Here is a 22,374-nt window from a genome sequence, read left to right as displayed (position 1 = left end):
TCGTGCTGGGGTTTTCGTCGGCCAGTCTAGCGGTTCGCGTCACTGGGGCTCTCGTCGTCGCTCGGGTCGGCGTCGCGGTGGTCGGTGGAATCGTCGTTCGCGTCGGCGCTCGCAGCCGCGGACTCGTCTCGGGTCGGGTCGTCGGTCGGGTCGTCGCCCCGGCTGAGGCCGTCCCAGTCGTCGATCGCGCGGTCGGAGGCCGGGCGCTCGGCCGCGGCGGCGGCAGTGCCGTCGGCGGCCATGCGGGAATCGCTGTACCGCCGCGAGGAGGCGGGCCAGCGGGCGCCGGTCAGGAGGACCACGAGCCCGGCGAGCACGAGCAGCGCGCCGCCGATGATCGCGAGCACCGGCCAGACGGTCGCGGTGACGGATGCCACGAGCTCGGCGGTCGGCGCGGCACCGGCGACGCCCGTGGCATCCGTCACCGCCCGCGATACCGAGGCGACGGGGTCGGAGAGGGACAGGCTCGCCGCGAGCAGCACGCAGCCGCCGAGGAGCACCTCGAGCACGCCGAGCACGAAGCGGATGCCGGGCCCAGCGATCGCGAGTGCCGCGACGAGCGCGAGGCCCGCGAGGCCGAGCGCCGCGAGCGCCGGGGAGGCGATGCTGCCGGTGACGGCGATCGGCTCGCCCGTGCCGCCGGTGGCGCTCGCCTCGATGAGGAGGTCGAACCAGGTCTGGCTCCACGAGAGCAGCACGAGGCCGGCTCCCACGACCGTGGCGACGATCGCGGGCAGCTTCATGCGGGCCGGGTTCACGATTCCACCCGTCGCATCGCATTGGCCACTGCGACCGCTCGGAGCGGCGCGGCGGCCTTGTTGCGCGACTCCTGGTACTCGGACTCGGGATCCGAGTCTGCGACGAGGCCGCCGCCCGCCTGCACCCGGGCGACGCCGCCCGAGATCGTCGCGGTGCGGATCGCGATCGCGAGGTCGGCGTCGCCGCCGAACCCGAAGTAGCCGACGACGCCGCCGTAGAGACCGCGCTGCGCCGGCTCGAGCTCGTCGATGATCTCGAGCGCCCGGGGCTTCGGCGCGCCCGACAGCGTACCGGCCGGGAACGTCGCGCGGAACACGTCGATCGCGTTCGCATCGCCGACGAGGTCGCCCTCGACCGAGGAGACGAGGTGCATGATGTGGCTGAACCGTTCGACCCGCATGAACTCGGTCACCTCGACGGTGCCCGCGGTGCAGACCTTCGCGAGGTCGTTGCGGGCGAGGTCGACGAGCATGAGGTGCTCGGCCTGCTCCTTCGGGTCGGCGATGAGCTCGGCCTCGAGATCGGCGTCGGCCTCGGGTGTTGCACCGCGCGGCTTCGACCCCGCGATCGGATGTGTGAACACGCGGCCCTGCTGCACCTTCACGAGCGCCTCGGGCGAGGAGCCCACGATCCAGTACGGCTCCCCCGCGGAGTCCTCGAGGTGCAGCAGGTACATGTACGGGCTGGGGTTCAGGCTGCGGAGCACGCGGTAGACGTCGATCGGGTGCGCGGTCGCCTCCTGCTCGAAGCGCTGCGAGATGACGACCTGGAAGATGTCGCCCTCGCGGATGTACTCCTTCGACCGGTCGACCGCCGCGAGGAAGTCGGCCTTCTCGGTGCGGTGCACCGGGTCACCCGCGCGAGCCAGGTCGATCTCCGCGAGCCACGCCTCGGTCGGCTGGGCGAGCTCCTGCTGCATACGGTCGAGCCGCGCCTGCGCGCCCTGCCAGAGCTGCTCGGGCGCTTCGCCCCGGTCGTTCAGCACCGAGGCGATGAGCTGCACGGTGCCCGTGCGGTGGTCGATCACGACGAGCTCGGAGACGAACGCGAATGCCTGGCCGGGCATCGGGAACTCCGACGGGGGCCGGTTCGGCAGATGCTCGATCTGGCGGATCGCCTCCCAGCCGATGAAGCCGACGAGACCGCCGGTGAGCGGCGGGGCGCCCGGCACGTCCTCGGTGCGCCAGCGCTCGAAGAGCGCTTCGAGCGCGGCGAGCGGCGCGAGCTCGGCGGCGTCGCCGAGGGCGCGTTCGGCGCTCAGTCCGTAGTCCTGCCACTCGACCCGGTCGGATGCCTCGGTGAGCACGCCGTACGACGAGACGCCGACGAACGAGTAGCGCGACCAGATGCCGCCCTGCTCGGCCGACTCCAGCAGGAACGTGCCGGGGCGGTCACCCGCGAGCTTGCGGTAGATGCCCACGGGCGTCTCGCCGTCGGCGAAGAGCTCGCGCACGACGGGTACGACACGACGCCCCGAGAGCAGGGCGGTGAACTCCTCGAAGGTGGTCGTGGCGTCGGCCAACGTGTGCTCCTCGTCGTCAGTCGTCAGTCGGCGGGCGGGAATCCGGGGGTCACGGCGATGGGGTCGCCGTCGAAGCAGGTGCGGGTGCCGGTGTGGCACGCCGCGCCGATCTGCTCGACGCGCACGAGCAGGGTGTCGGCGTCGCAGTCGAGCGCCGCCGAGCGCACGTACTGCGCGTGGCCCGAGGTGTCGCCCTTGCGCCAGTACTCCTGCCGCGACCGCGACCAGAACGTGACCCGTCCCTCGGTCAGGGTTCGGCGCAGCGCCTCGCGGTCCATCCAGCCGAGCATCAGCATCTCGCCGGTGTCCCACTGCTGGATGACGGCGGGCAGCAGCCCGTCGGCGTTGAAGACGGCGCGTTCGAGCGCCTGGTCGACCGTCGATCCGGTGGTCATCGCACGATCCTCCCGTCGGCCGCCAGCGCGGCCTTGACCTCGCCGATGGTCAGCTCGCCGTTGTGGAACACGGATGCGGCGAGCACCGCGTCGGCGCCGGCCGCGATCGCCGGCGGGAAGTCGGCCACCGCGCCCGCGCCGCCCGAGGCGATGACGGGCACGGTCGACAGCTCGTGCATGAGTGCCGTGAGCTCGAGGTCGAAGCCAGCCTTCGTACCGTCGGCGTCGATCGAGTTGACGAGCAGCTCGCCGGCGCCGAGTTCGATGCCCCGGCGCGCCCAGTCGAGCGCGTCGAGGTCGGTCTCGGTGCGCCCGCCGTGGGTCGTCACGACGAAGCCCGACGGCGTGCGGTCGCTTCGCTTGACGTCGAGCGAGAGCACGAGCACCTGGGCGCCGAACCGGTCGGCGATCTCGCCGATGAGCGCCGGCCGGGCGATCGCGGCGCTGTTCACGCCGACCTTGTCGGCGCCGTGGCCCTGCAGCCGGGCGACGTCGTCGGCCGAGCGGATACCGCCGCCCACCGTGAGCGGGATGAACACCTGCTCGGCGACGCGCTGCACCATGTCGTACGTGGTGGAGCGGTCGTCGACGGTGGCGGTGACGTCGAGGAAGGTGAGTTCGTCGGCACCCTGCTCGGCGTAACGGGCCGCGAGCTCGACGGGGTCGCCCGCATCACGCAGGTTCTGGAAGTTGACGCCCTTCACGACGCGGCCTGCAGCCACGTCGAGGCACGGGATCACGCGGACGGCGAGAGACATGGGCGCCTCACAACCGGGCCGCGTGGATGGCGCTGACGAGGATCGCCCTCGCGCCGAGTTCGTACAGTTCGTCCATGACGTGGTTCATGTCGGTGCGCGGGATCATCACGCGCACGGCGACCCACTCTGGGTCGTGCAGCGGCGACACGGTCGGCGACTCGAATCCGGGTGCCGCGGCGGTCGCGCGCTCGAGGTGCTCGAGCGGCACGTCGTAGTCGAGCAGCACGTACTGACGTGCGACGAGCACGCCCTGCAGGCGCCGGAGCAGGGTCGAGGCGCCGGGCTTGTCGATGCCGGACCCGATGAGCACGGCCTCGGAGTCGAGGATGACCGGGCCGAAGATCTCGAGGCCGGCCTGTCGGAGCGTCGAGCCCGTCGAGACGACGTCGGCGACGGCGTCGGCGACGCCGAGGCGCACCGCCGACTCGACCGCCCCGTCGAGCTTGACGAGCTTCGCCGGCGTCACGCCGTGGCCGGCGAGGAACGCGCCGACGAGGCCCGGGTAGCTCGTGGCCACCCGGACGCCCTCGAGTCCGGTGAGATCGGTGAACGCGCCCGCCGGCCCGGCGAAGCGGAAGGTCGAGTCGCCGAATCCGAGCGGCGCGATCTCGGAGGCATCCGAACCGGAATCGAGCAGGAGGTCGCGACCCGTGATGCCGACGTCGAGTGCGCCGGAGCCGACGTACGTCGCGATGTCGCGCGGGCGGAGGTAGAAGAACTCGACCCCGTTGCGGGGATCGGCGGTGTGCAGGTCGCGCGGGTCGCGGCGACCGGTGTACCCGGCCTCCCACAGCATCTGCGCGGCGGTTTCAGCAAGCGAGCCCTTGTTGGGCACGGCGATTCGGAGCATTTCCTGACTTTCGTGTCGACGGTTCTGATCGGCCATGGGCGTGATCAGAGATGTCGGTACACGTCGGCGGGCGAGAGCCCCTTCGCCAGCATGAGCACCTGCAGGTGGTACAGCAGCTGGGAGATCTCCTCGGCGGTCTCGTCGTCGCTCTGGTACTCGGCGGCCATCCACACCTCGGCCGCCTCCTCGACGATCTTCTTGCCGATGGCGTGCACGCCGGCGTCGAGCTCGCGCACGGTGCCTGAGCCCTCGGGGCGGGTGGCGGCTCTGTCAGCGAGCTCGATGAACAGCTCGTCGAAGGTCTTCACCCGTCAAGACTACCGGTGCCGGGCGCGGGTCGATGCCGGTGCGCGATCGCGGCGTCACGAAGCGTTCCGGTCAATGCCGGTGCGCGACCGCGGCATCACGAAGCGCGGTGATGCGATCTTCGGGCACCTCGGCCCCGAAGACCGCCGAACCCGCCACGAAGGTGTTCGCGCCCGCCGCTGCGGCGATGCCGATCGTGTCGAGCGCGATGCCGCCGTCGACCTGGAGCCAGACGTCGAGGCCGGTCTCGCGCACCACGCGTGAGAGACGCTCGAGCTTCGGCATCGTCTCGGGCATGAACGACTGGCCGCCGAAGCCGGGCTCGACGGTCATCACGAGCACCTGGTCGAACTCGGGCAGCAGCTCGAGGTAGGGCTCGACGTCGGTGCCGGGCTTCAGCGCGATGCCGGCGCGCGCGCCGATCTCGCGGAGCCGTCGCGCGAGCGCGACCGGCGCCTCAGTGGCCTCCGCGTGGAAGGTCACCGAGAAGGCGCCGAGCTCGGCATAGCCCGGGGCCCAACGGTCGACGTCGGAGATCATGAGATGCACGTCGAGCGGGATCGGACTGACCTGCTGCAGGCGCCCGACCATCTGCGGGCCGAACGTCAGGTTCGGCACGAAGTGGTTGTCCATCACGTCGACGTGCACGAGGTCGGCGCTCGCGATGCGCCCGAGCTCGTGCTCGAGGTTCGCGAAGTCGGCAGCGAGGATGCTCGGGTTGATCCGCGTCGTCATGCAGCCACCCTATCGAGCGGCGTCGGCAGCACCCTGCGCTCAGGCCCGCTTGCGCACGAGCGCGATGAACATCGCGTCGGTGCCGTGCCGGTGCGGCCAGAGCTGCACCGTCTCGGGCGCGCCCGCGAGGTCGAGCGGATGCCGCGACACGCCGTCGATCACGGAACGCGTGTCGAGCTGCTCGGCCGCGTCTCCGGCCCGGCGAAGCGCCGCCGCGAGGGTGCCGTGGGTCTCCGCGGTGTGCGGCGAGCACGTGACGTAGGCGAGGATGCCGCCCGGAGCGAGCGCGGCGAAGGCGCTGTCGAACAGTTGCCCCTGGAGCTTCGTGAGCTCGGCGACATCCGCTGGGGCCTTGCGCCATCGCGCCTCGGGGCGGCGACGGAGCGCGCCGAGCCCGGTGCACGGGGCATCGAGCAGGATGCGGTCGAAGCCGCCCGGAGCGCCGAGCGCCTCGAGGTCGAGCTCGCGGCCGTCACCGACGTGCACCTCGACGTCGAGCGGCACGCCGACGATCGCGTTGCGCACGAGTTCGGCACGAGCGGGAACCGTCTCGTTCGCGGCGAGCACCGCGCCGCCCGCGAGCGCCTCGGCCGCGAGCACCGCCGTCTTGCCGCCGGGGCCCGCGCACAGGTCGAGCCAGTGCTCCCCCGACTCGACGGGTCGAGCCCGTGTCAGCGCCAGCGCGGCGAGCTGCGAGCCTTCGTCCTGCACCCGGATGCGACCGCCCGAGCGCTCGGCTGCCGCGATCGGATCGGCGGCGACCGCTCCGATCGGCGAGAAGGGGTCGGGTTCGAGGCCCTCGATGTCGGCGGTGTCGACGTCGAGGCCAGGCAGCACGGCGAGATTCACGCGCGGCGAGGCGTTGTCGGCATCGAGCAGTTGCTCGATCTCGTCGGCCCGCCCCTCATGGTCGAGGGCGGTCCGAAGCGCGCGAACGATCCACTCGGGGTGGCTCGTGACGGCTCCGAGGCGAGCGTCTTCGCTGCTCGCCCCCTCGGCGACGAGTTCGCGCCACTCCTCGGGAGACGTGCGCGAAATCGTACGGAGCACGGCGTTCGCGAAGCCCGCCGCCTTCGGGGCGACGCGTCGCGCGAGCTCGACCTGCTCGTTGACCGCGGCATGGGTGGCGACGCGGGTGGCCAGCAACTGGTGCGCGCCGAGCCGGAGCACGTCGAGCACCGCGGGGTCGATCGCCGACGCCGGGCGGTTCGCCGCGAGCTCGATCACGCGGTCGTAGAAGCCCTGCATGCGGAGCGTGCCGTAGGTCAGCTCGGTCGCGAACGCGGCGTCGGCCCGGTCGAGGCCGGCGCGACGGATGCGCGTGGGCAGCAGCAGGTTCGCGTAGGCCTCGTCGGCGCGCACGGCCTCGAGCACCTCGACGGCGACGATGCGCGCGGGAGCGATGCGCGGCTGGGCCGGACGGGACTGCGCGGGGCGACTCGAGGCTCCCCCGCTGCTGCGACGCCGGCCGCCGTCGGCGCTTCCGCCACGCCCGCCGCTCATCGTGCCACCGCCGTGGTGCGGCCGGAGCCGCGCCACCAGTCGCCCGCGTCCATGGCCGGCTTGCCGGCCGGTTGCACCCGGCGCAGCTCGAGCGGCGTCGTCGCCGTGCCGATGAGCACGCGGCGGGCAGCGAGCACGAGTTCGCCGGGTGACAGTGCGGGGACGTCATCGCCGGCGGCGGGCGCGACGAGGTCGAGCACCTTGACCCGCTGCTCGTCGATCGTCGTCCATGCGCCGGGTTCCGGTGTCACGCCGCGGAACCGTGCGCGCACCTCATCCGCGGGGCGCGTCCAGTCGAGACGGGCATCGTCGATCGACAGCTTCGGAGCGAGGCTCGGCTCGCCGTGCTGCGGCACCCCTCGTGCGGTGCCGTCGGCGATGGCGTCCACGACCTGGCCGAGGAGCCCGGCCCCGGAGTCCGCGAGTTCGCCGAGCAGTTCGCCGGCCGTCTCATCGCCCTGCAGCGGATGCCGCAGCTCGGCGAACACCTCGCCCGCGTCGAGTTCGGGCACGAGCTGGAACACGGACGCCCCCGTGACCGAGTCGCCCGCGATGAGCGAGTGCTGCACGGGCGCGGCCCCGCGCCAGGCCGGCAGCAGCGAGAAGTGCAGGTTGATCCAGCCGTGCACCGGAGTCGACAGCAGCGGCTCGCGTACGAGGCCGCCGTAGGCGACGATGACGCCGAGATCGGGTGCCAGCGCTGCGATCTGCCCCGTCGCGTCGGCGTCGAGGCGATTGGCCTCGATCAGCGGCACGCCGAGTCGCGACGCGGCCTGGGCGACGGGCGACGGCGTCAGCACGCGCTTGCGCCCGAGCGGGGCGGGCTGCCGGGTCACGACGCCGACGAGGTCATGGCCGCTCGCCGCGAGACGTTCGAGCGACGGGATGGCGACGGCAGGAGTGCCGGCGAAGACGATGCGGAGCTTCTGCACACTCCATTGTCGCCGACGACGTACCGACTACGGGACCTCGGGGTCGTCGAAGCGCACTCGGAGCACCGCCGGCCGCTTCGGCGGCTGCCCGGCGACCGGGCGTCGCCGCTCGGTCGCGACCCGGATCATCTCCGCCCTCAGGGCCTTGGCGACCGCGACACCGGCCGCGTAGTCGAAGCGCACGATGCCGCGTTCGAGCCCCTCGTCGGCCGGCACCGGGCCGAGCGAGTCGACGCCGGGCGCGGCGTCGCGTGCTGCATCGAGTGCCTTGGCGACCAGGGCAGGTGCTGCCGTCACGCTCGCCACGCGCACCGCCGGCGGGAACCGCAGGGCCCGGCGGCTCGCGAGCTCGCCGCTCGCCCACTCGGAGAGCCGCCACGACGTCAGCGACTGCGCGAGCGCGCCTGCCACCCCGACGAGGTAGATCGGCGCGCCGGGAGCAGCGAGCGCCGCGGCGTTGGCCCACCAGCGCAGGCAGTCCTCAGCGACGCGGAGCGACTCGCGCAGCAGCATCCGCTCGCCGTCGAGGAGGAGCACGGCACGGTAGCCGCCGTCGGCGATGGGTTCGGCGCCGCGGGTCGCGACGACGAGCGCGGGTTCGGCGCCGACCTTCAGCACCGGTCGCTCGCCGTCGGACAGGATGACGCGGGCCTTCGGGAACGCGCGACCGAGTTCTTCGGCCGTGCGGCTCGCCCCGACCGTCGCCGCGCGGAGCTTCGTGGCCTCGCACACCGGGCATCGCCAAGTGCTCGCACTCGTGCCGCACAGCACGCAGCGGGGGTCGCCACCGCTCCGCGGCACCACCAGGGCGCCGCCGCACGCCGAGCAGCGCGCCGGTTCACGGCAGCGGTCGCACGTGAGCATCGGCGCGTGACCGGGCCGCGCGACCTGCACGAGCACCGGTCCGTCGAGGAGCGCCTGCTGCGCTGCGCGCCAGGCGCTCGACGGGATGCGCGCCGAACCGGGCTCGGGCGACGCCTGCTGCTCGGTCGGGATGACCTTGGGCCGCACATGCCTGACGGGCGGCACCTCGTGCACCCACCCGATCTCGACGAGTCGTTCGACCTCGACGCTGCGGCTGTGCCCGAGGAAGAGCAGGGCGGCACCCGACTGCTCCTGACGGATGAGGGCGGCATCGCGCGGATGCACGCCCGGCGCGAGCTGCTCGTTCTGGAGCGAGTCGCCGTCGTCCCAGATCGCGATGAGGCCGAGCCTCGACGCCGGGGCGTAGACGGTCGAGCGGTTGCCGATGACCACGCGCGCGTCGGCGCCGGTGGCGTCGAGGAATGCACGGAACCGTTCGCCGCCGGTCTGCCGGGCATCGGTGCGGAGCACCCGTCTCGGGTCGACGCGATCGGCGAGCGCCGCCTGCAGCTGTTCCTGATCGCGGTAGTCGGGCACGATGATGAGGCTCGAGCGGTCGGCTGCGAGCGTGTGCGCCGCAGCAGCCGCGAGCGTCGCGGCCCAAGCTCCGACCCATTCGCCCGAGTCGAGTCGCACGGGGCGGGGGTCGGCGGCCAGAGCCATCCGCTGGCCCGCGTCGATGCCCGTCTCGATGCGACCGCGTTCGTAACCGGGGATCGCCGCGCCGGGCCCCGGCAGTTCGCCCGGATCGGGATCGGCGGCCCGCCACGCCCGCTCGGCCCGCACATAGCGGCTCGGGATGGCGACTCGCAGGATGTCTCCGGCGTTGCCGGCCGCCCGATCGGCAGCGGCCCGTGCCAGCGCCCACACCTCGGGCATCAGCAGTGGCACCTCGGAGACGACGTCGTCGAGCTCGCTGAGGCGACCCTCGAACTCGCTCGACGAGGCGACCTCGACGAGCCATCCGTTGGCGATGCGCCCGCCCGAACGCAGCGGAACGCGCACGCGCACCCCGGCGACGGCGGCCTCGCGCAGCCGCTCGGGCACGGCGTAGTCGAAGAGCTGGTCGAGTTGCGGCAGCGGCGAATCGACGAGCACGCGGGCGACGGAGCCGCCTGCCACGTCAGAGCCCGGAAGCGGAGCGGAGGTCGTCGACGCGGTCGAGGCGCTCCCAGGTGAAGTCGGGCAGCTCACGGCCGAAGTGGCCGTAGCTCGCGGTCTGGGCGTAGATCGGTCGCAGCAGGTCGAGGTCGCGGATGATCGCCGCGGGCCGCAGGTCGAACACCTCGCGGATCGCGGCGGTGATCTGCTCGTCGGGCAGCGCGCCGGTGCCGAAGGTCTCCACGTAGAGCCCGACGGGCGCCGCCTTGCCGATGGCGTACGCCACCTGCAGTTCGAGACGATCGGCGAGACCAGCTGCGACCGCGTTCTTCGCGACCCAGCGCATCGCGTACGCCGCCGAGCGGTCGACCTTCGACGGGTCCTTGCCGCTGAACGCGCCGCCGCCGTGTCGGCTCGCGCCGCCGTAGGTGTCGATGATGATCTTGCGGCCGGTGAGGCCGGCGTCGCCCTGCGGGCCGCCGATCTCGAAGCGACCGGTGGGGTTGATGAGCACGTCGAGATCGGGCCGGGCCAGCTCCACCGTGTCGAGCACCGGGCGGATCACGAGCTCCTCGACCTCGGCGCGGAGCTGCTCGGTCGACACCGCGAGCGTGTGCTGCGTCGAGAGCACGACCGTCTCGACCGTCTTCGGCACCTGGCCGTCGTAGCCGATCGTGACCTGGGTCTTGCCGTCGGGGCGGAGGTAGTCGAGCTCGCCGTTCTTGCGCACGGCCGACAGCCGCTCGGCGAGGCGGTGCGCGAGCCAGATCGGCACCGGCATGAGCTCGGGGGTCTCGCGCGTGGCGTAGCCGAACATGATGCCCTGGTCGCCGGCGCCCTGCATGTCGAGGGCATCGACGCTCGACCCCTCACGGGACTCGAACGCGTGGTCGACGCCCTGGGCGATGTCGGGCGACTGGCCGCCGATCGAGACGGAGACGCCGCAGGAGCGCCCGTCGAACCAGGCGTCGGAGGAGTCGTAACCGATCGAGGTGACCCGCTCGCGCACGATCGCCGGGATCTCGACGTACCCGCTCGTCGTGACCTCGCCCGCGACGTGCACGAGTCCCGTCGTCACGAGGGTCTCGACGGCGACCCGGCTGTTCGGGTCTTCGCGCAGCAGCGCGTCGAGGATCGAGTCGGAGATCTGGTCGCAGAGCTTGTCGGGGTGACCCTCGGTGACGGACTCGGACGTGAAGCGGCGGAGTGCGCTCATGGGGTGGGCTCGTGTTCCTTCGAGGTCGTCGCGGTGGTGACGGCGGTCACTTCCGCGACCACCACATCGAGGATGTCATGCGCCACCGACTGTTTCGTTCCATGTGCTCGTGTGACGACATCGCCGTCCCGGCCGATCACGACGACCCGGTTCTCGTCGCTCGCGAAGCCCTCGTTCCAGCCGACGCGGTTGACGACGAGCAGGTCGGCGCCCTTCGCCTCGCGCTTGGCGCGGCCGAGCGCGATGATGCGGTCGTCGTCGGGCTCGGTCTCGGCTGCGAAGCCGACCAGCAGCGTGCCCGGGTGCTCCGCATGGCCGAGGCCCGCGAGGATATCGGGATTGCGCACGAGTTCGAGCGTCAGCCCGTCGTCGCTCTGGTCCTTCTTGATCTTGCCTTCGCTCACGTTCGCCGGCCGGTAGTCGGCGACGGCGGCGGCCATCACGACGACGTCGGCGCCGTGTGCGACCTCGGTCACCGCGGCCTGCAGCTCGAGCGCGGTCGACACACGGCGGATGTCGCAGCCCTCGGGCTCGGCGACCTCGAGGTTCGCGGCGATGAGCGTGACGTGCGCACCGCGCTCGCGAGCGGCCTCGGCGATCGCGATGCCCTGCTTGCCGCTCGAGCGGTTGCCGAGGAAGCGCACGGGATCGAGGGGCTCGCGTGTGCCGCCCGCGCTCACCACGACGCGGCGACCGGCGAGGTCGGCATGATTTGCGGATGCCGCGGCGCCCGAGCCGTCGCCCAGCACGCGTTCGAGCGCGAACCGCACGATCTCGTCGGGCTCCTCCATGCGGCCGGGGCCGCTGTCGGCACCGGTGAGCTGGCCGACGGCGGGGCCCACGATCGTGACGCCGCGCGAACGGAGCGTCTCGACGTTCGCCTGAGTGGCGGGGTGCCGCCACATCTCGGTGTGCATGGCCGGTGCGATGACGACGGGCGCCTCGCTCGCGAGCAGCGTGTTGCCGAGCAGGTCGTCGGCGAGTCCCGTCGCGAGCTTCGCGATCGAGTTCGCGGTCGCGGGGGCGATCACGATGAGGTCGGCGGCCTGGCCGATGGCGACGTGCCGCACCTCGGCGACGCCCTCGTACAACTCGGTGTGCACCGGGTTGCGCGAGATCGCTTCGAGCGTCGGCCGACCGACGAAGCGCAGCGCGCCCTCGGTCGGCACGACGTGCACGTCGTGGCCGGCGAGCACGAGCGCTCGCACGACGCCGACGGCCTTGTACGCGGCGATGCCGCCGGTGATGCCGACGACGATGTTGAGCCGAGTCATCCGGCCCTCCGGATCACTCGGCGATCGGGCGGAGCCGGAGCTTGTCTTCGTTGATCTCGTGCATCGCGACCGACAGCGGCTTGTCGTCGATCGAGGAGTCCACGAGCGGGCCGACGTTGTCGAAGAGGCTGCCCTCGTGCAGGTCGGCGTAGTAGTCGTTGATCTGGCGCGCGCGCTTGGACGCGAAGATGACCAGCTGGTACTTCGAGTCGACCTTCGAGAGCAGGTCGTCGATGGGCGGATCGATGATGCCGGACAGCTTCTCAGCCATGGAATGACTCCTTAGATCGTGGGGTGCGCACCCTCAGTGCGCGGAAAGTCGTGGCGAGGGCAGCTCAACGCCGACCCTTGCGAGATCTCATCAAGTCTACGACCTCCTGCGCCGCTTCGGCGACGTCATGGTTCACGACCTGGTGATCGAACTCCTCGACGGCGGCCAGTTCGACCTTCGCGGTCTCGAGTCGGCGCTGCTGTTCGGCCGGACTCTCGGTGCCGCGGCCGACGAGTCGGCGCACGAGTTCGTCCCAGCTCGGCGGCAGCAGGAAGACGAGTGTCGCCTCGGGTGCGGCGCGGCGGACCGACCGTGCACCCTGGATGTCGATCTCGAGCAGCACGCTGTTGCCCGCCGCGATCGCCTCTTCGACGGCCTTGCGCGGGGTGCCGTAACGCGAGGCGTTGTGCACGGTCGCCCACTCGAGGAGTTCGCCGGCCTCGACCATGCGGTCGAACTCGGCGTCGTCGACGAAGAAGTAGCTCTCGCCCTCGACCTCGCCGGGCCGCGGCTGACGCGTCGTCGCAGAGACCGAGAGGCGCACATCGGGGTGATGGCGTCGGATGTACTCGGCGACGGTCCCCTTGCCGACCGCGGTCGGCCCGGCGAGCACCACGAGCCGGTCGCCCGTGCCGCCGTGGGCGGAGACCCAGTCCGCGAGGAACTCGCGGAGACGCCGTCGCTGCAGCCGGCCGAGGCCGCCGAGGCGCTTCGACGGAGAGATCTCGAGCTCCTCCATGATGCGCGCGGACTTCGTCTGCCCGATCGCGGGGATCGAGGTGAGGAACTCGGTGACGCGCAGGCGCCCCTCGACGCCGTCAGGCGACTCGAAGGCCTCGCGCAGCACGTCGAGCGGGCTTCGCGAACCCGCCGCGATCGCCGACTTGACGGTCGCCCGGGCGCGTCGCGCCGCCACGGCGGCGCGGGATGCGGCCACTCGATCGACGTCGGGCGGCGATGGACGCGTGACGCCGGGAACGGTCGTCTGCTCAGACACTCGTCGCCCCTACCTCGCCGACGCGGCGCGTGATCGCCTCGGCGAGGCCATCGGGCCCTGCACCGAGGATCGACCGGGACTCGCTCACGATGACGCCTGCGGCGAGCGACCCGAAGATCGACCGGAGGTCGCGGAGCTCGGCGCCCTGATATCCGAATCCCGGAGCCAGCACCGGCAGTCCCGGCCGCGGCGGATCGACGTCGAGGTCGATGCCCGAGCTGCGCAGGTCGATGGTCGCGCCGAGCACGACGCCGACCGACCCGAGGGGCCGGTCCGGGGCATCCGCTCGGCCCTGGTTCCAGGCGATGACCCCGCTCGTGATGGCCTGGGCGACAGTGGAGCCGGCGCGGCTCGACTGCTGCAGCACGGCGCGCTGGATGGCGGCGGCCTCGGGGTTCGAGGTCGCGGCCAGCACGAACGCGCCCTTGCCCGCGCGCTCGGCGGCCTCGAGCACCCCGGCGATGGAGCCGAGGCCCTGGTAGGCGCTGATCGTCATCGCGTCGGCCTCGAGGCTCGACCCCGGTGACAGCCAGGCCTCACCGTACGCCGCGACGCTCGTGTCGAGGTCGCCGCGCTTCACGTCGGCGATCACGAGCAGGCCGGCGTCGCGCGCCTCGGCGAGCACGCGCTCGAGCGCGGCATAGCCTGCGGCGCCGTGGCGCTCGAAGAACGCCACCTGCGGCTTGACGATGCCGACGCGCCCTGCGGCGGCGTCGACGGTGCGCAGACCGAACTCGCGCACGCCCTCGGCGGAGTCGGGAAGACCCCACTGGTCGAGGAGCGAAGCGTGCGGGTCGATGCCGACGCAGAGCCGGCCGTAGGCCGCGAAGACGGCTTCGAGCCGATCTCCGAACGGAGTCACGTCGGTCATGCGTTCGCCTCCCGACGGAGTGCGTACTCCTGCAGGCTCGTGACGTCGAAGCCATCGCGCTGCACGTCGAGCGAGGCGACGGCCGCCGAGAGCTCGGCGATGGTCGTGAACAGCGGGATGTCGGCAGCCACCGCGGCTGCGCGGATCTCGTAGCCGTCGGCGCGCGACGAACGCCCGCTCGGCGTGTTCACGACGACGTCGACCTCACCGCGGTGGATGAGCTCGACCACGGATGCCGCGTCGGCGCTCGTCTTCTCGCTGAACTTCAGCACCTCCTGCGCGCGGATGCCGTTGCGACGCAGCACCTCGGCGGTGCCCTCGGTCGCGGCGACGTCATAGCCGAGCTGCTGCAGCCGCAGCACCGGCAGGATGATCGCGCGCTTGTCGCGGTCGGAGACCGAGACGAACACCGTGCCCGAGGTGGGCATGCCGCCGTAGGCTGCGAGCTGGCTCTTCGCGAACGCGGTCGGGAAGTCCTTGTCGATGCCCATGACCTCGCCGGTCGAGCGCATCTCGGGGCCGAGCACCGAGTCGACGATGATGCCCTCGCGGGTGCGGAAGCGGCTGAACGGCAGCACGGCCTCCTTGACGGCGACGGGCGCGTCGAAGGGCACCCGCGATCCGTCGTTGGCGGGCAGCATGCCCTCGTCGATGAGCTCGGCGACGGTCGCGCCGACCATGATGCGCGACGCGGCCTTCGCGAGCGGGATGCCGAGCGCCTTCGAGACGAAGGGCACGGTGCGACTGGCACGGGGGTTGGCCTCGAGCACGTAGAGCACGCCGGCGCCGATCGCGAACTGCACGTTCAGCAGGCCCCGCACGCCGATGCCCTCGGCAATGGCGCGAGTCGCCTCGCGCACCCGGTCGACCTCGGCGCGGCCGAGGGTCACGGGCGGCAGGGTGCAGCTGGAGTCGCCGGAGTGGATGCCGGCCTCCTCGATGTGCTCCATGACACCGCCGATGTAGAGGTCGGTGCCGTCGTACAGGGCGTCGACGTCGATCTCGATCGCGTCGTCGAGGAAGCGGTCGACGAGCAGCGGATGCGTCGGACCGACGATGCCCTGACCCTCGATGCGGGCGAAGTAGTCGGCCAGCGACGGCGAGTCGTAGACGATCTCCATGCCGCGGCCGCCGAGCACGTAGCTCGGACGCACGAGCACCGGGTAGCCGATGCCCTCTGCGACGTGCACGGCGCCCGCGAGGTCGATCGCGGTGCCGTTCTTCGGTGCGAGGAGGCCAGCGGCGTCGAGGATGCCGGAGAAGAGCCCGCGCTCTTCGGCGAGGTCGATCGCATCGGGCGTCGTGCCGAGAATCGGGATGCCGGCGGCCTCGAGGCCCTTGGCGAGCCCGAGCGCCGTCTGGCCGCCGAGCTGCACGACGACGCCCACGAGCTCGCCCGACTGCGACTCGGCATGGATGACCTCGAGCACGTCTTCGAGCGTGAGCGGCTCGAAGTAGAGCCGGTCGCTCGTGTCGTAGTCGGTCGAGACCGTCTCGGGGTTGCAGTTGATCATGATCGTCTCGAAGCCGGCCGCCGAGAGGGCGAACGATGCGTGCACGCACGAGTAGTCGAACTCGACGCCCTGGCCGATGCGGTTCGGGCCCGAGCCGAGGATGACGACCTTGCGGCGGTCGCTGGGCTCGACCTCGGTCTCCTGGTCGTAGCTCGAGTAGTGGTACGGCGTGAGTGCCGGGAACTCCCCCGCGCACGTGTCGACGGTCTTGTAGACCGGGCGGATGCCGAGGATGTGGCGCACCTCGCGGGCGTCGGCCTCGCCGAAGCCTCGGAGCTGGCCGATCTGCGCGTCGGAGAAGCCGTGGTCCTTCGCGAGCAGCAGGAGCTCGGTGTCGAGGTTCTCGGCCGAGGCGATGGTCTCGGCGACCTCGTTGATGAGCACGATCTGGTCGAGGAACCACGGGTCGATCTTGGTCGACTCGAAGAGCTGCTCGATCGTGGCGCCCTTGCGGAGCGCCTGCTGCACGACGACGATGCGGCCGTCGGTCGGCACGGAGGCCACCTCGAGGAGTTCCTCGATCGAACGGTCCTCTTCGCCCCAGTGGAACGAGGAGCCGCGCTTCTCGAGCGAGCGGAGCGCCTTCTGCAGCGCGGTCGCGTAGTTGCGACCGATCGCCATCGCCTCGCCGACCGACTTCATGGTCGTCGTGAGGGTGGGGTCGGCGGCCGGGAACTTCTCGAACGCGAACCGCGGCACCTTCACGACGACGTAGTCGAGCGTCGGCTCGAACGACGCCGGGGTGACCCGGGTGATGTCGTTCGGGATCTCGTCGAGGCGGTAGCCGATGGCGAGCTTCGCGGCGATCTTCGCGATCGGGAAGCCCGTGGCCTTCGAGGCGAGCGCGCTCGAACGGGAGACGCGCGGGTTCATCTCGATGACGATGACTCGGCCGTCTGCGGGGTCGATCGCGAACTGGATGTTGCAGCCGCCGGTGTCGACGCCCACGGCGCGGATGATGTCGATGCCGATGTCGCGCAGGTGCTGGTACTCGCGGTCGGTCAGCGTGAGCGCGGGCGCCACGGTGATCGAGTCGCCGGTGTGCACGCCGACGGGGTCGACGTTCTCGATCGAGCAGACGACGACCGTGTTGTCGGCGGTGTCGCGCATGAGCTCGAGCTCGTACTCCTTCCAGCCGAGGATCGACTCCTCGAGGAGCACCTCGGTCGTGGGCGAGTCGTGCAGGCCCTGGGTGACGATGCGCACGAGGTCTTCCTCGGTGTAGGCGAAGCCCGATCCGAGGCCGCCCATCGTGAACGACGGGCGCACTACGAGCGGGTAGCCGAGGTCGAGAGCGAACTCCTTGGCCTGCTCGAGCGTCTTCGCGACGTGCGACTTGGCGACACCCGCGCCGGCCTCGATCACGAGGTCTTTGAAGAGCTGGCGGTCCTCGCCCTTGCGGATGGCGTCGACCTTCGCGCCGATGAGCTCGACACCGTGCTTCTCGAGGATGCCCGCGTCGTGCAGCGCGATGGCGGCGTTCAGCGCCGTCTGGCCGCCGAGCGTCGGGAGCACCGCGTCGGGCTTCTCCTTGATGATGATCGACTCGATGATCTCGGGCGTGATCGGCTCGATGTACGTCGCGTCGGCGAAGTCGGGGTCGGTCATGATCGTCGCGGGGTTCGGGTTCACGAGGATCACTCGCACGCCCTCCTCGCGGAGCACGCGGCACGCCTGGGTGCCCGAGTAGTCGAACTCGGCGGCCTGTCCGATGACGATCGGACCGGATCCGATGACGAGGACGCTGTTGATGTCGTCGCGCTTGGGCATTACTCGTTGCTTCCTTCGGTCGCGGTGCTCGTCGTCGTGTTCGCGATCACCATGTCGCGGAATCGGTCGAAGAGGTAGTTCGCATCGTGCGGGCCGGCCGCCGACTCGGGGTGGTACTGCACGCTGAACGCGGGGATGTCGAGGCAGTTGAGCCCTTCGACGACGTTGTCGTTGAGGCCGTAGTGGCTGACTTCGACGCGGCCGAAGCCCTCGCTCGATTCGCTCACGCGGTCGATCGGGGCGTCCACGGCGAAGCCGTGGTTGTGCGCCGTGATCTCGACGCGACCGGTGACCTTGTCGAGCACCGGCTGGTTGATGCCGCGGTGGCCGAAGGGCAGCTTGTAGGTGCCGAACCCGAGCGCGCGGCCGAGCAGCTGGTTGCCGAAGCAGATGCCGAAGTACGGCAGCCCCTCGCGGAGCGTGGTGCGCAGCAGTTCGACATGACGGTCGGAGGCCGCGGGGTCGCCGGGACCGTTCGAGAAGAACAGCGCGTCGGGGGCGAGTGCGAGCACCTCCTCTGCCGTGATCGACTGCGGCACGACATGCACGTCGAAGCCGCGCTCGGCGAGGTACTTCAGCGTCGAGGTCTTGACCCCGAGGTCGAGCACCACGACGGATCCGACGCGTTCGCCTTCGGCCGGCAGCTGGTACGGCTCGGTCGTCGAGACGGCGCCCGACAGGTTGGCGCCGGACATCGCCGCACCGCTTTGCACGAGGTCGAGCTGCTCACCCGGGGTGAGGAGCGCGTCGTCGCCCGAGAAGATGCCGGAGCGCATCGCGCCGGCGGAGCGGAGGTGCCGCGTGAGCGCCCGCGTGTCGATGCCGCTGATGCCGACGACGCCCGAGGCGGCGAGGTCGTCGTCGAGGCTCCGCTGCGAGCGGAAGTTCGAGACGACTCGCGAGGGGTCGCGCACGATGAACCCGGCCACCCAGATGCGGGCCGACTCCATGTCCTCGTCGTTCATGCCCGTGTTGCCGATGTGCGGCGCGGTCATCATGACGATCTGGCCCGCGTACGACGGGTCGGTCAGCGTCTCCTGGTAGCCGGTCATGCCGGTGGCGAAGACGGCTTCACCGAGGGTTCGGCCGCGCGCACCGTAGGCGCGACCTTCGTAACGGCGTCCGTCTTCGAGGACGAGCACGGCGGATTCGCTCGTGCCGGCGGGGGTCTCAGTCATTCGAGGCCTCACTCTCCTGCTCTGGCCGCGGCGCGACTGACGCTGCGGCGATGTCCTGTTCGGACCGCGGCGCGACTGGCGCTGCGGCGATGTCCTGCTCTGGCCGCGGCGCGACCGGCGCTGCGGCGATGTCGTTGACGGCCTGGATGATCCTGGCCGGGTCGCCCGGGTACCGGGCGCGTACATAGCTGTCGACCCGGGGCTCGGTGCGCTCGGCTGTCCCGTGCTCCTGGGCGATCCAGGTGAGGGCGACGAGGCCTTCGGGCTCGACGCCGCGGTCGATGGCGTAGCTCGCGAGCTGCGCACCGACGAGGCGGTCGGCCGGGATGAAGGACAGGGACTCCCCCGCAATGCGGAGGATCACCCCTTCTGGCAGCACTTCGAGGTGGCCGGAGCCGCGGAACGCGAGCCCGTGCACCGCAAGCCGTTCGAGGGGTTCACCGAGCGGCGTGGTCGCGACGTAGAGCACCTCGGCGTCGACCACCGGAGCCCCGTGCCCGGCGGGCACCGGGTACGAGCTGAGCGACTCGTCGCGCACGGTGCGCCGCTTCCACGAGCGGTACATGAGCCAGCCGACGAGCGCCACGATCGCGATGGCGACGAGGGTGCCGATCACCTTATCCATGCACGACCCCCAGCGCGGATGCCGCGTTGCGGGCGACCTCGTCGAGCGGGCGCACCGCGCCGTCGAGGAAGGTCGGGTACCCGCCGTGGAACGTCGCGACGACCCGCCCGGGCAGGCGACGGCCGAGGTACGGCGAGTTCGTGCTGCGGCCGGCGAGCCGGTCGAGGTCGAACTCGGATGCCGCGGCGGGGTCGTACAGCGTCAGCTCGGGCGCCGCCCCCACGGCGACCGACTCGCCGTGGCCGTGCAGCCGGCCGATGCGCGCCGGTGCCGACGACATCACGCGCGCGACATCCGCCCAGTTCATGAGCCCCGTCTCGACGACGGCGGCGTGCACGACGGCGAGGGCCGATTCGAGACCGACCATGCCGTTGGCGGCGGCCTGCCACTCGCTCTCCTTCGCCTCGACCGGGTGCGGGGCGTGGTCGGTCGCGACGATGTCGATCGTGCCGTCGGCCAGGGCGGCACGCAGTGCCTCGACGTCTTCGGCACGACGGAGCGGCGGGTTCACCTTGAACCGGGGGTCGTAGCCCGCGATGAGGTCTTCGGTGAGGAGCAGGTGGTGGGGCGTCACCTCGGCGGTCACGTCGATGCCGCGGGCCTTGGCCCAGCGGATGACCTCGACGGATCCGGCGGTGGAGACGTGGCAGACGTGCAGGCGCGAGCCCACGTGCTCGGCGAGGAGCACATCACGGGCGATGATCGACTCCTCGGCGACGGCCGGCCAGCCGGTCAGGCCGAGCTCTCCCGAGAGGGCGCCCTCGTTCATCTGCGCGCCCTCGGTGAGGCGCGGCTCCTGCGCGTGCTGGGCGATGACGCCGTCGAAGGCCTTGACGTACTCGAGCGCTCGACGCATCAGCAGCGGGTCGGAGACGCAGAAGCCGTCGTCGGAGAAGACCCGCACGTTCGCACGGGAGCGCGCCATCGCGCCGAGCTCGGCGAGCTGCTCGCCCTTGAGCCCGACGGTCACGGCGCCGATCGGCTGCACGGTCGCATAGCCGGCGGTGCGGCCGAGGCTCGCCTCCTGCTCGACGACGCCCGCCGTGTCGGCGACGGGGAAGGTGTTGGCCATCGCGAACACCGCGGTGAAACCGCCGGCCGCTGCGGCCTGGGTGCCCGTGAGCACCGTCTCGCTCTGCTCGTAGCCGGGCTCGCGCAGGTGCGTGTGCAGGTCGACGAGGCCAGGAAGGGCGATGAGCCCGGCGGCGTCGACGACCGTCGCGCCCGAGGCATCCGCGATGCTGCCGACGCCGGCGATGATGCCGCCGTCGAGCAGGATGTCGGCGCGCTCGCCACCCGGAAGGGTGGCGCCGGTGATCAGGAAACGCTCGCTCATCAGGCGTCCCCCCGTTCGCCGGACATCAACAGATAGAGGGCGGCCATTCTCACTGAAACTCCGTTCGCAACCTGCTCGCGCACGGTCGACTGCGGGGAGTCGGCGGCGCGAGCGGCGATCTCGAGCCCGCGATTCATCGGGCCGGGGTGCATCACCATCGTACTGGGGGGCAGCGCGTCGAACCTGGCATCGTCGAGACCCCAGGTGCGCGCGTACTCGCGGCTGTTCGGGAAGAACGCCGCGTGCATGCGCTCGGCCTGGATGCGCAGCATCATGACGACGTCGGGTGTGCCGCTGAGCGCGGCATCGAGGTCGTAGCCGACGCGGGCGGGCCAGGTGGTCGTGTCGACCGGCACGAGGGTCGGCGGAGCGACGAGCTCGACCTCCGCGCCGAGCGTCGCGAGGAGCCACACGTTCGACCGCGCGACGCGGGAGTGCAGCACGTCGCCGACGATGACGACGTGCACGCCGTCGAGCGCACGCCCGCGCGACGCTGCGCCATGCAGGCGCCGCCGCATCGTGAAGGCGTCGAGCAGCGCCTGCGTGGGGTGCTCGTGCGTGCCGTCGCCGGCGTTGACGACGCCGGCGTCGATCCATCCGCTCGTCGCGAGCGTGTAGGGCGCGCCCGACGCGTGATGCCGGATGACGACGCCGTCGGCGCCCATCGCCTGGAGGGTCTGCGCGGTGTCCTTCAGGCTCTCGCCCTTCGAGACGCTCGACCCCTTGGCGCTGAAGTTGATGACGTCGGCCGAGAGGCGCTTCGCGGCCGCCTCGAACGAGATGCGCGTGCGGGTCGAGTCCTCGAAGAAGAGGTTCACGACGGTCTTTCCGCGCAGGGTCGGCAGCTTCTTGACCTCGCGCTCCTGCACGGCGGCCATGTCCTCCGCGATGTCGAGGAGTTCGATCGCCTGCTCGCGGGAGAGTTCGCGGGTGCTGAGGAGGTGGCGCATCAGGCCTCGCCGCCCTCGGCCGCGACGGTGTCGTCGATCGCGACGGCGTCGTCGCCGTCGATCTCGGCCAGGCGCACGTTGATGCGCTCCCGGGTCGAGCTCGGCAGGTTCTTGCCGACGAAGTCGGCCCGGATCGGGAACTCCCGGTGCCCGCGGTCGACGAGCACGGCGAGTCGCACCGCGCGTGCGCGACCGAGATCGTTCAGCGCGTCGAACGCGGCACGGATCGTGCGTCCCGAGAACAGCACGTCGTCGACGAGCACGACGGTCTTGCCGTCGATGCCGCCGGCCGGCAGTTCGGTGGGCTGCGGCGTTCGCGTGCGGGTGCGGGTGAGGTCGTCGCGGTACATCGTGACGTCGAGCGCTCCCGCGGGCGGCGGCGCGGCGTCGGGTTCGATGCGTGCGATCGTCTCGGCGATGCGACGGGCGAGGATCACGCCCCTGGTCGGGATGCCGAGGATGACGAGATCGGAACTGCCGCGATTGGACTCGAGGATCTCGTGCGAGATGCGGGTCAGCGCCCGCGAGATGTCAGCTTGACTGAGCACGGCACGTGCCATCAAACGACTCCCTTCTCCGCCTCACAGGACGGCCTTAAAGGTTGTCAACGTCCTTCGATCCTATCGGATGATGCGAACGACCCCCTG

General features: G+C 71.4%; 21 protein-coding genes. All 21 read right to left on the bottom strand.

The window, feature by feature from the left end:
• Nucleotides 1–26: 26 nt before the first annotated feature.
• Complete coding sequence (locus tag BUR99_RS03545) at nt 27–758, bottom strand: Trp biosynthesis-associated membrane protein (RefSeq protein ID WP_074258941.1); 732 nt, start codon at nt 756–758, stop codon at nt 27–29.
• Nucleotides 755–2,281: an anthranilate synthase component I gene (locus BUR99_RS03540; RefSeq protein ID WP_074258940.1), complete on the bottom strand. Its 1,527-nt coding sequence runs from the start codon at nt 2,279–2,281 to the stop codon at nt 755–757. Before BUR99_RS03540 ends, BUR99_RS03545 begins: the two co-directional genes overlap by 4 nt.
• 23 nt (nt 2,282–2,304) lie before the next feature.
• Nucleotides 2,305–2,676, bottom strand: coding sequence for a phosphoribosyl-AMP cyclohydrolase (gene hisI, locus BUR99_RS03535; RefSeq protein ID WP_074258939.1), 372 nt, complete (start codon nt 2,674–2,676; stop codon nt 2,305–2,307).
• Entirely contained in the window at nt 2,673–3,434 is a 762-nt protein-coding gene (hisF, locus tag BUR99_RS03530; protein WP_074258938.1) for an imidazole glycerol phosphate synthase subunit HisF, read from the bottom strand. Before hisF ends, hisI begins: the two co-directional genes overlap by 4 nt.
• A gap of 7 nt (nt 3,435–3,441) precedes the next feature.
• On the bottom strand, nt 3,442–4,284 hold the full coding sequence (hisG, locus tag BUR99_RS03525) for an ATP phosphoribosyltransferase (protein WP_074258937.1): 843 nt from the start codon (nt 4,282–4,284) through the stop codon (nt 3,442–3,444).
• Between the two features lie 44 nt (nt 4,285–4,328).
• A complete protein-coding gene (locus tag BUR99_RS03520; protein WP_056650691.1) occupies nt 4,329–4,592 on the bottom strand; it encodes a phosphoribosyl-ATP diphosphatase in 264 nt (87 codons plus the stop codon).
• Nucleotides 4,593–4,662: 70 nt separating this feature from the next.
• On the bottom strand, nt 4,663–5,325 hold the full coding sequence (rpe, locus tag BUR99_RS03515; RefSeq protein ID WP_074258936.1) for a ribulose-phosphate 3-epimerase: 663 nt from the start codon (nt 5,323–5,325) through the stop codon (nt 4,663–4,665).
• Nucleotides 5,326–5,364: 39 nt separating this feature from the next.
• Entirely contained in the window at nt 5,365–6,828 is a 1,464-nt protein-coding gene (locus tag BUR99_RS03510) for an RsmB/NOP family class I SAM-dependent RNA methyltransferase (protein ID WP_084183674.1), read from the bottom strand.
• Nucleotides 6,825–7,760 (bottom strand): methionyl-tRNA formyltransferase, encoded by a 936-nt coding sequence (gene fmt, locus BUR99_RS03505; RefSeq protein ID WP_074258935.1) that lies wholly within the window; start codon nt 7,758–7,760, stop codon nt 6,825–6,827. Before fmt ends, BUR99_RS03510 begins: the two co-directional genes overlap by 4 nt.
• Before the next feature lie 27 nt (nt 7,761–7,787).
• Nucleotides 7,788–9,746 carry a primosomal protein N' family DNA-binding protein gene (locus BUR99_RS03500; RefSeq protein WP_074258934.1) on the bottom strand — a complete coding sequence of 653 codons (1,959 nt, stop codon included), beginning with the start codon at nt 9,744–9,746 and terminating at the stop codon, nt 7,788–7,790.
• A 1-nt stretch (nt 9,747) separates the two neighbouring features.
• Nucleotides 9,748–10,941 (bottom strand): methionine adenosyltransferase, encoded by a 1,194-nt coding sequence (gene metK, locus BUR99_RS03495; RefSeq protein ID WP_074258933.1) that lies wholly within the window; start codon nt 10,939–10,941, stop codon nt 9,748–9,750.
• On the bottom strand, nt 10,938–12,215 hold the full coding sequence (gene coaBC / locus BUR99_RS03490) for a bifunctional phosphopantothenoylcysteine decarboxylase/phosphopantothenate--cysteine ligase CoaBC (protein ID WP_074258932.1): 1,278 nt from the start codon (nt 12,213–12,215) through the stop codon (nt 10,938–10,940). Before coaBC ends, metK begins: the two co-directional genes overlap by 4 nt.
• 13 nt (nt 12,216–12,228) lie before the next feature.
• Nucleotides 12,229–12,486 carry a DNA-directed RNA polymerase subunit omega gene (gene rpoZ, locus BUR99_RS03485; RefSeq protein WP_056009287.1) on the bottom strand — a complete coding sequence of 86 codons (258 nt, stop codon included), beginning with the start codon at nt 12,484–12,486 and terminating at the stop codon, nt 12,229–12,231.
• Nucleotides 12,487–12,550: 64 nt separating this feature from the next.
• Nucleotides 12,551–13,483, bottom strand: a complete 933-nt coding sequence (gene gmk / locus BUR99_RS03480; RefSeq protein WP_074258931.1) for a guanylate kinase — start codon at nt 13,481–13,483, stop codon at nt 12,551–12,553.
• Nucleotides 13,476–14,354, bottom strand: a complete 879-nt coding sequence (pyrF, locus tag BUR99_RS03475; protein ID WP_074258930.1) for an orotidine-5'-phosphate decarboxylase — start codon at nt 14,352–14,354, stop codon at nt 13,476–13,478. The genes gmk and pyrF overlap by 8 nt, the downstream gene beginning before the upstream one ends.
• A complete protein-coding gene (gene carB, locus BUR99_RS03470; protein ID WP_074258929.1) occupies nt 14,351–17,638 on the bottom strand; it encodes a carbamoyl-phosphate synthase large subunit in 3,288 nt (1,095 codons plus the stop codon). The genes pyrF and carB overlap by 4 nt, the downstream gene beginning before the upstream one ends.
• Nucleotides 17,638–18,816: a glutamine-hydrolyzing carbamoyl-phosphate synthase small subunit gene (carA, locus tag BUR99_RS03465; RefSeq protein WP_200802657.1), complete on the bottom strand. Its 1,179-nt coding sequence runs from the start codon at nt 18,814–18,816 to the stop codon at nt 17,638–17,640. Before carA ends, carB begins: the two co-directional genes overlap by 1 nt.
• The gene (locus tag BUR99_RS03460) at nt 18,809–19,441 is read right to left on the bottom strand and encodes a PH-like domain-containing protein (RefSeq protein ID WP_143231425.1); all 633 of its coding nucleotides are present in this window, start codon (nt 19,439–19,441) and stop codon (nt 18,809–18,811) included. The genes carA and BUR99_RS03460 overlap by 8 nt, the downstream gene beginning before the upstream one ends.
• Nucleotides 19,434–20,777 carry a dihydroorotase gene (locus tag BUR99_RS03455; RefSeq protein WP_074258927.1) on the bottom strand — a complete coding sequence of 448 codons (1,344 nt, stop codon included), beginning with the start codon at nt 20,775–20,777 and terminating at the stop codon, nt 19,434–19,436. The genes BUR99_RS03460 and BUR99_RS03455 overlap by 8 nt, the downstream gene beginning before the upstream one ends.
• Nucleotides 20,777–21,727, bottom strand: a complete 951-nt coding sequence (locus BUR99_RS03450; protein WP_074258926.1) for an aspartate carbamoyltransferase catalytic subunit — start codon at nt 21,725–21,727, stop codon at nt 20,777–20,779. Before BUR99_RS03450 ends, BUR99_RS03455 begins: the two co-directional genes overlap by 1 nt.
• Complete coding sequence (gene pyrR, locus BUR99_RS03445; RefSeq protein ID WP_074258925.1) at nt 21,727–22,290, bottom strand: bifunctional pyr operon transcriptional regulator/uracil phosphoribosyltransferase PyrR; 564 nt, start codon at nt 22,288–22,290, stop codon at nt 21,727–21,729. The genes BUR99_RS03450 and pyrR overlap by 1 nt, the downstream gene beginning before the upstream one ends.
• Nucleotides 22,291–22,374 lie beyond the last annotated feature (84 nt).

It is taken from the genome of Agromyces cerinus subsp. cerinus (assembly GCF_900142065.1).
GTDB classification, from domain to species: domain Bacteria; phylum Actinomycetota; class Actinomycetes; order Actinomycetales; family Microbacteriaceae; genus Agromyces; species Agromyces cerinus.
Note: the sequence above shows the minus strand (reverse complement) of the source record. Positions and strands in the feature narration are given on the sequence as shown.

Excerpts from the sequence above, each read along its gene's own strand:
- hisI (WP_074258939.1), bottom strand. The coding sequence starts at position 2,676 with ATGACCACCGGATCGACGGTCGACCAGGCGCTCGAACGCGCCGTCTTC.
- hisF (WP_074258938.1), bottom strand. The coding sequence starts at position 3,434 with ATGTCTCTCGCCGTCCGCGTGATCCCGTGCCTCGACGTGGCTGCAGGC.
- hisG (WP_074258937.1), bottom strand. The coding sequence starts at position 4,284 with ATGCTCCGAATCGCCGTGCCCAACAAGGGCTCGCTTGCTGAAACCGCC.
- rpe (WP_074258936.1), bottom strand. The coding sequence starts at position 5,325 with ATGACGACGCGGATCAACCCGAGCATCCTCGCTGCCGACTTCGCGAAC.
- BUR99_RS03510 (WP_084183674.1), bottom strand. The coding sequence starts at position 6,828 with ATGAGCGGCGGGCGTGGCGGAAGCGCCGACGGCGGCCGGCGTCGCAGC.
- metK (WP_074258933.1), bottom strand. The coding sequence starts at position 10,941 with ATGAGCGCACTCCGCCGCTTCACGTCCGAGTCCGTCACCGAGGGTCAC.
- coaBC (WP_074258932.1), bottom strand. The coding sequence starts at position 12,215 with ATGACTCGGCTCAACATCGTCGTCGGCATCACCGGCGGCATCGCCGCG.
- rpoZ (WP_056009287.1), bottom strand. The coding sequence starts at position 12,486 with ATGGCTGAGAAGCTGTCCGGCATCATCGATCCGCCCATCGACGACCTG.
- pyrF (WP_074258930.1), bottom strand. The coding sequence starts at position 14,354 with ATGACCGACGTGACTCCGTTCGGAGATCGGCTCGAAGCCGTCTTCGCG.
- carB (WP_074258929.1), bottom strand. The coding sequence starts at position 17,638 with ATGCCCAAGCGCGACGACATCAACAGCGTCCTCGTCATCGGATCCGGT.
- carA (WP_200802657.1), bottom strand. The coding sequence starts at position 18,816 with ATGACTGAGACCCCCGCCGGCACGAGCGAATCCGCCGTGCTCGTCCTC.
- BUR99_RS03460 (WP_143231425.1), bottom strand. The coding sequence starts at position 19,441 with ATGGATAAGGTGATCGGCACCCTCGTCGCCATCGCGATCGTGGCGCTC.
- BUR99_RS03455 (WP_074258927.1), bottom strand. The coding sequence starts at position 20,777 with ATGAGCGAGCGTTTCCTGATCACCGGCGCCACCCTTCCGGGTGGCGAG.
- BUR99_RS03450 (WP_074258926.1), bottom strand. The coding sequence starts at position 21,727 with ATGCGCCACCTCCTCAGCACCCGCGAACTCTCCCGCGAGCAGGCGATC.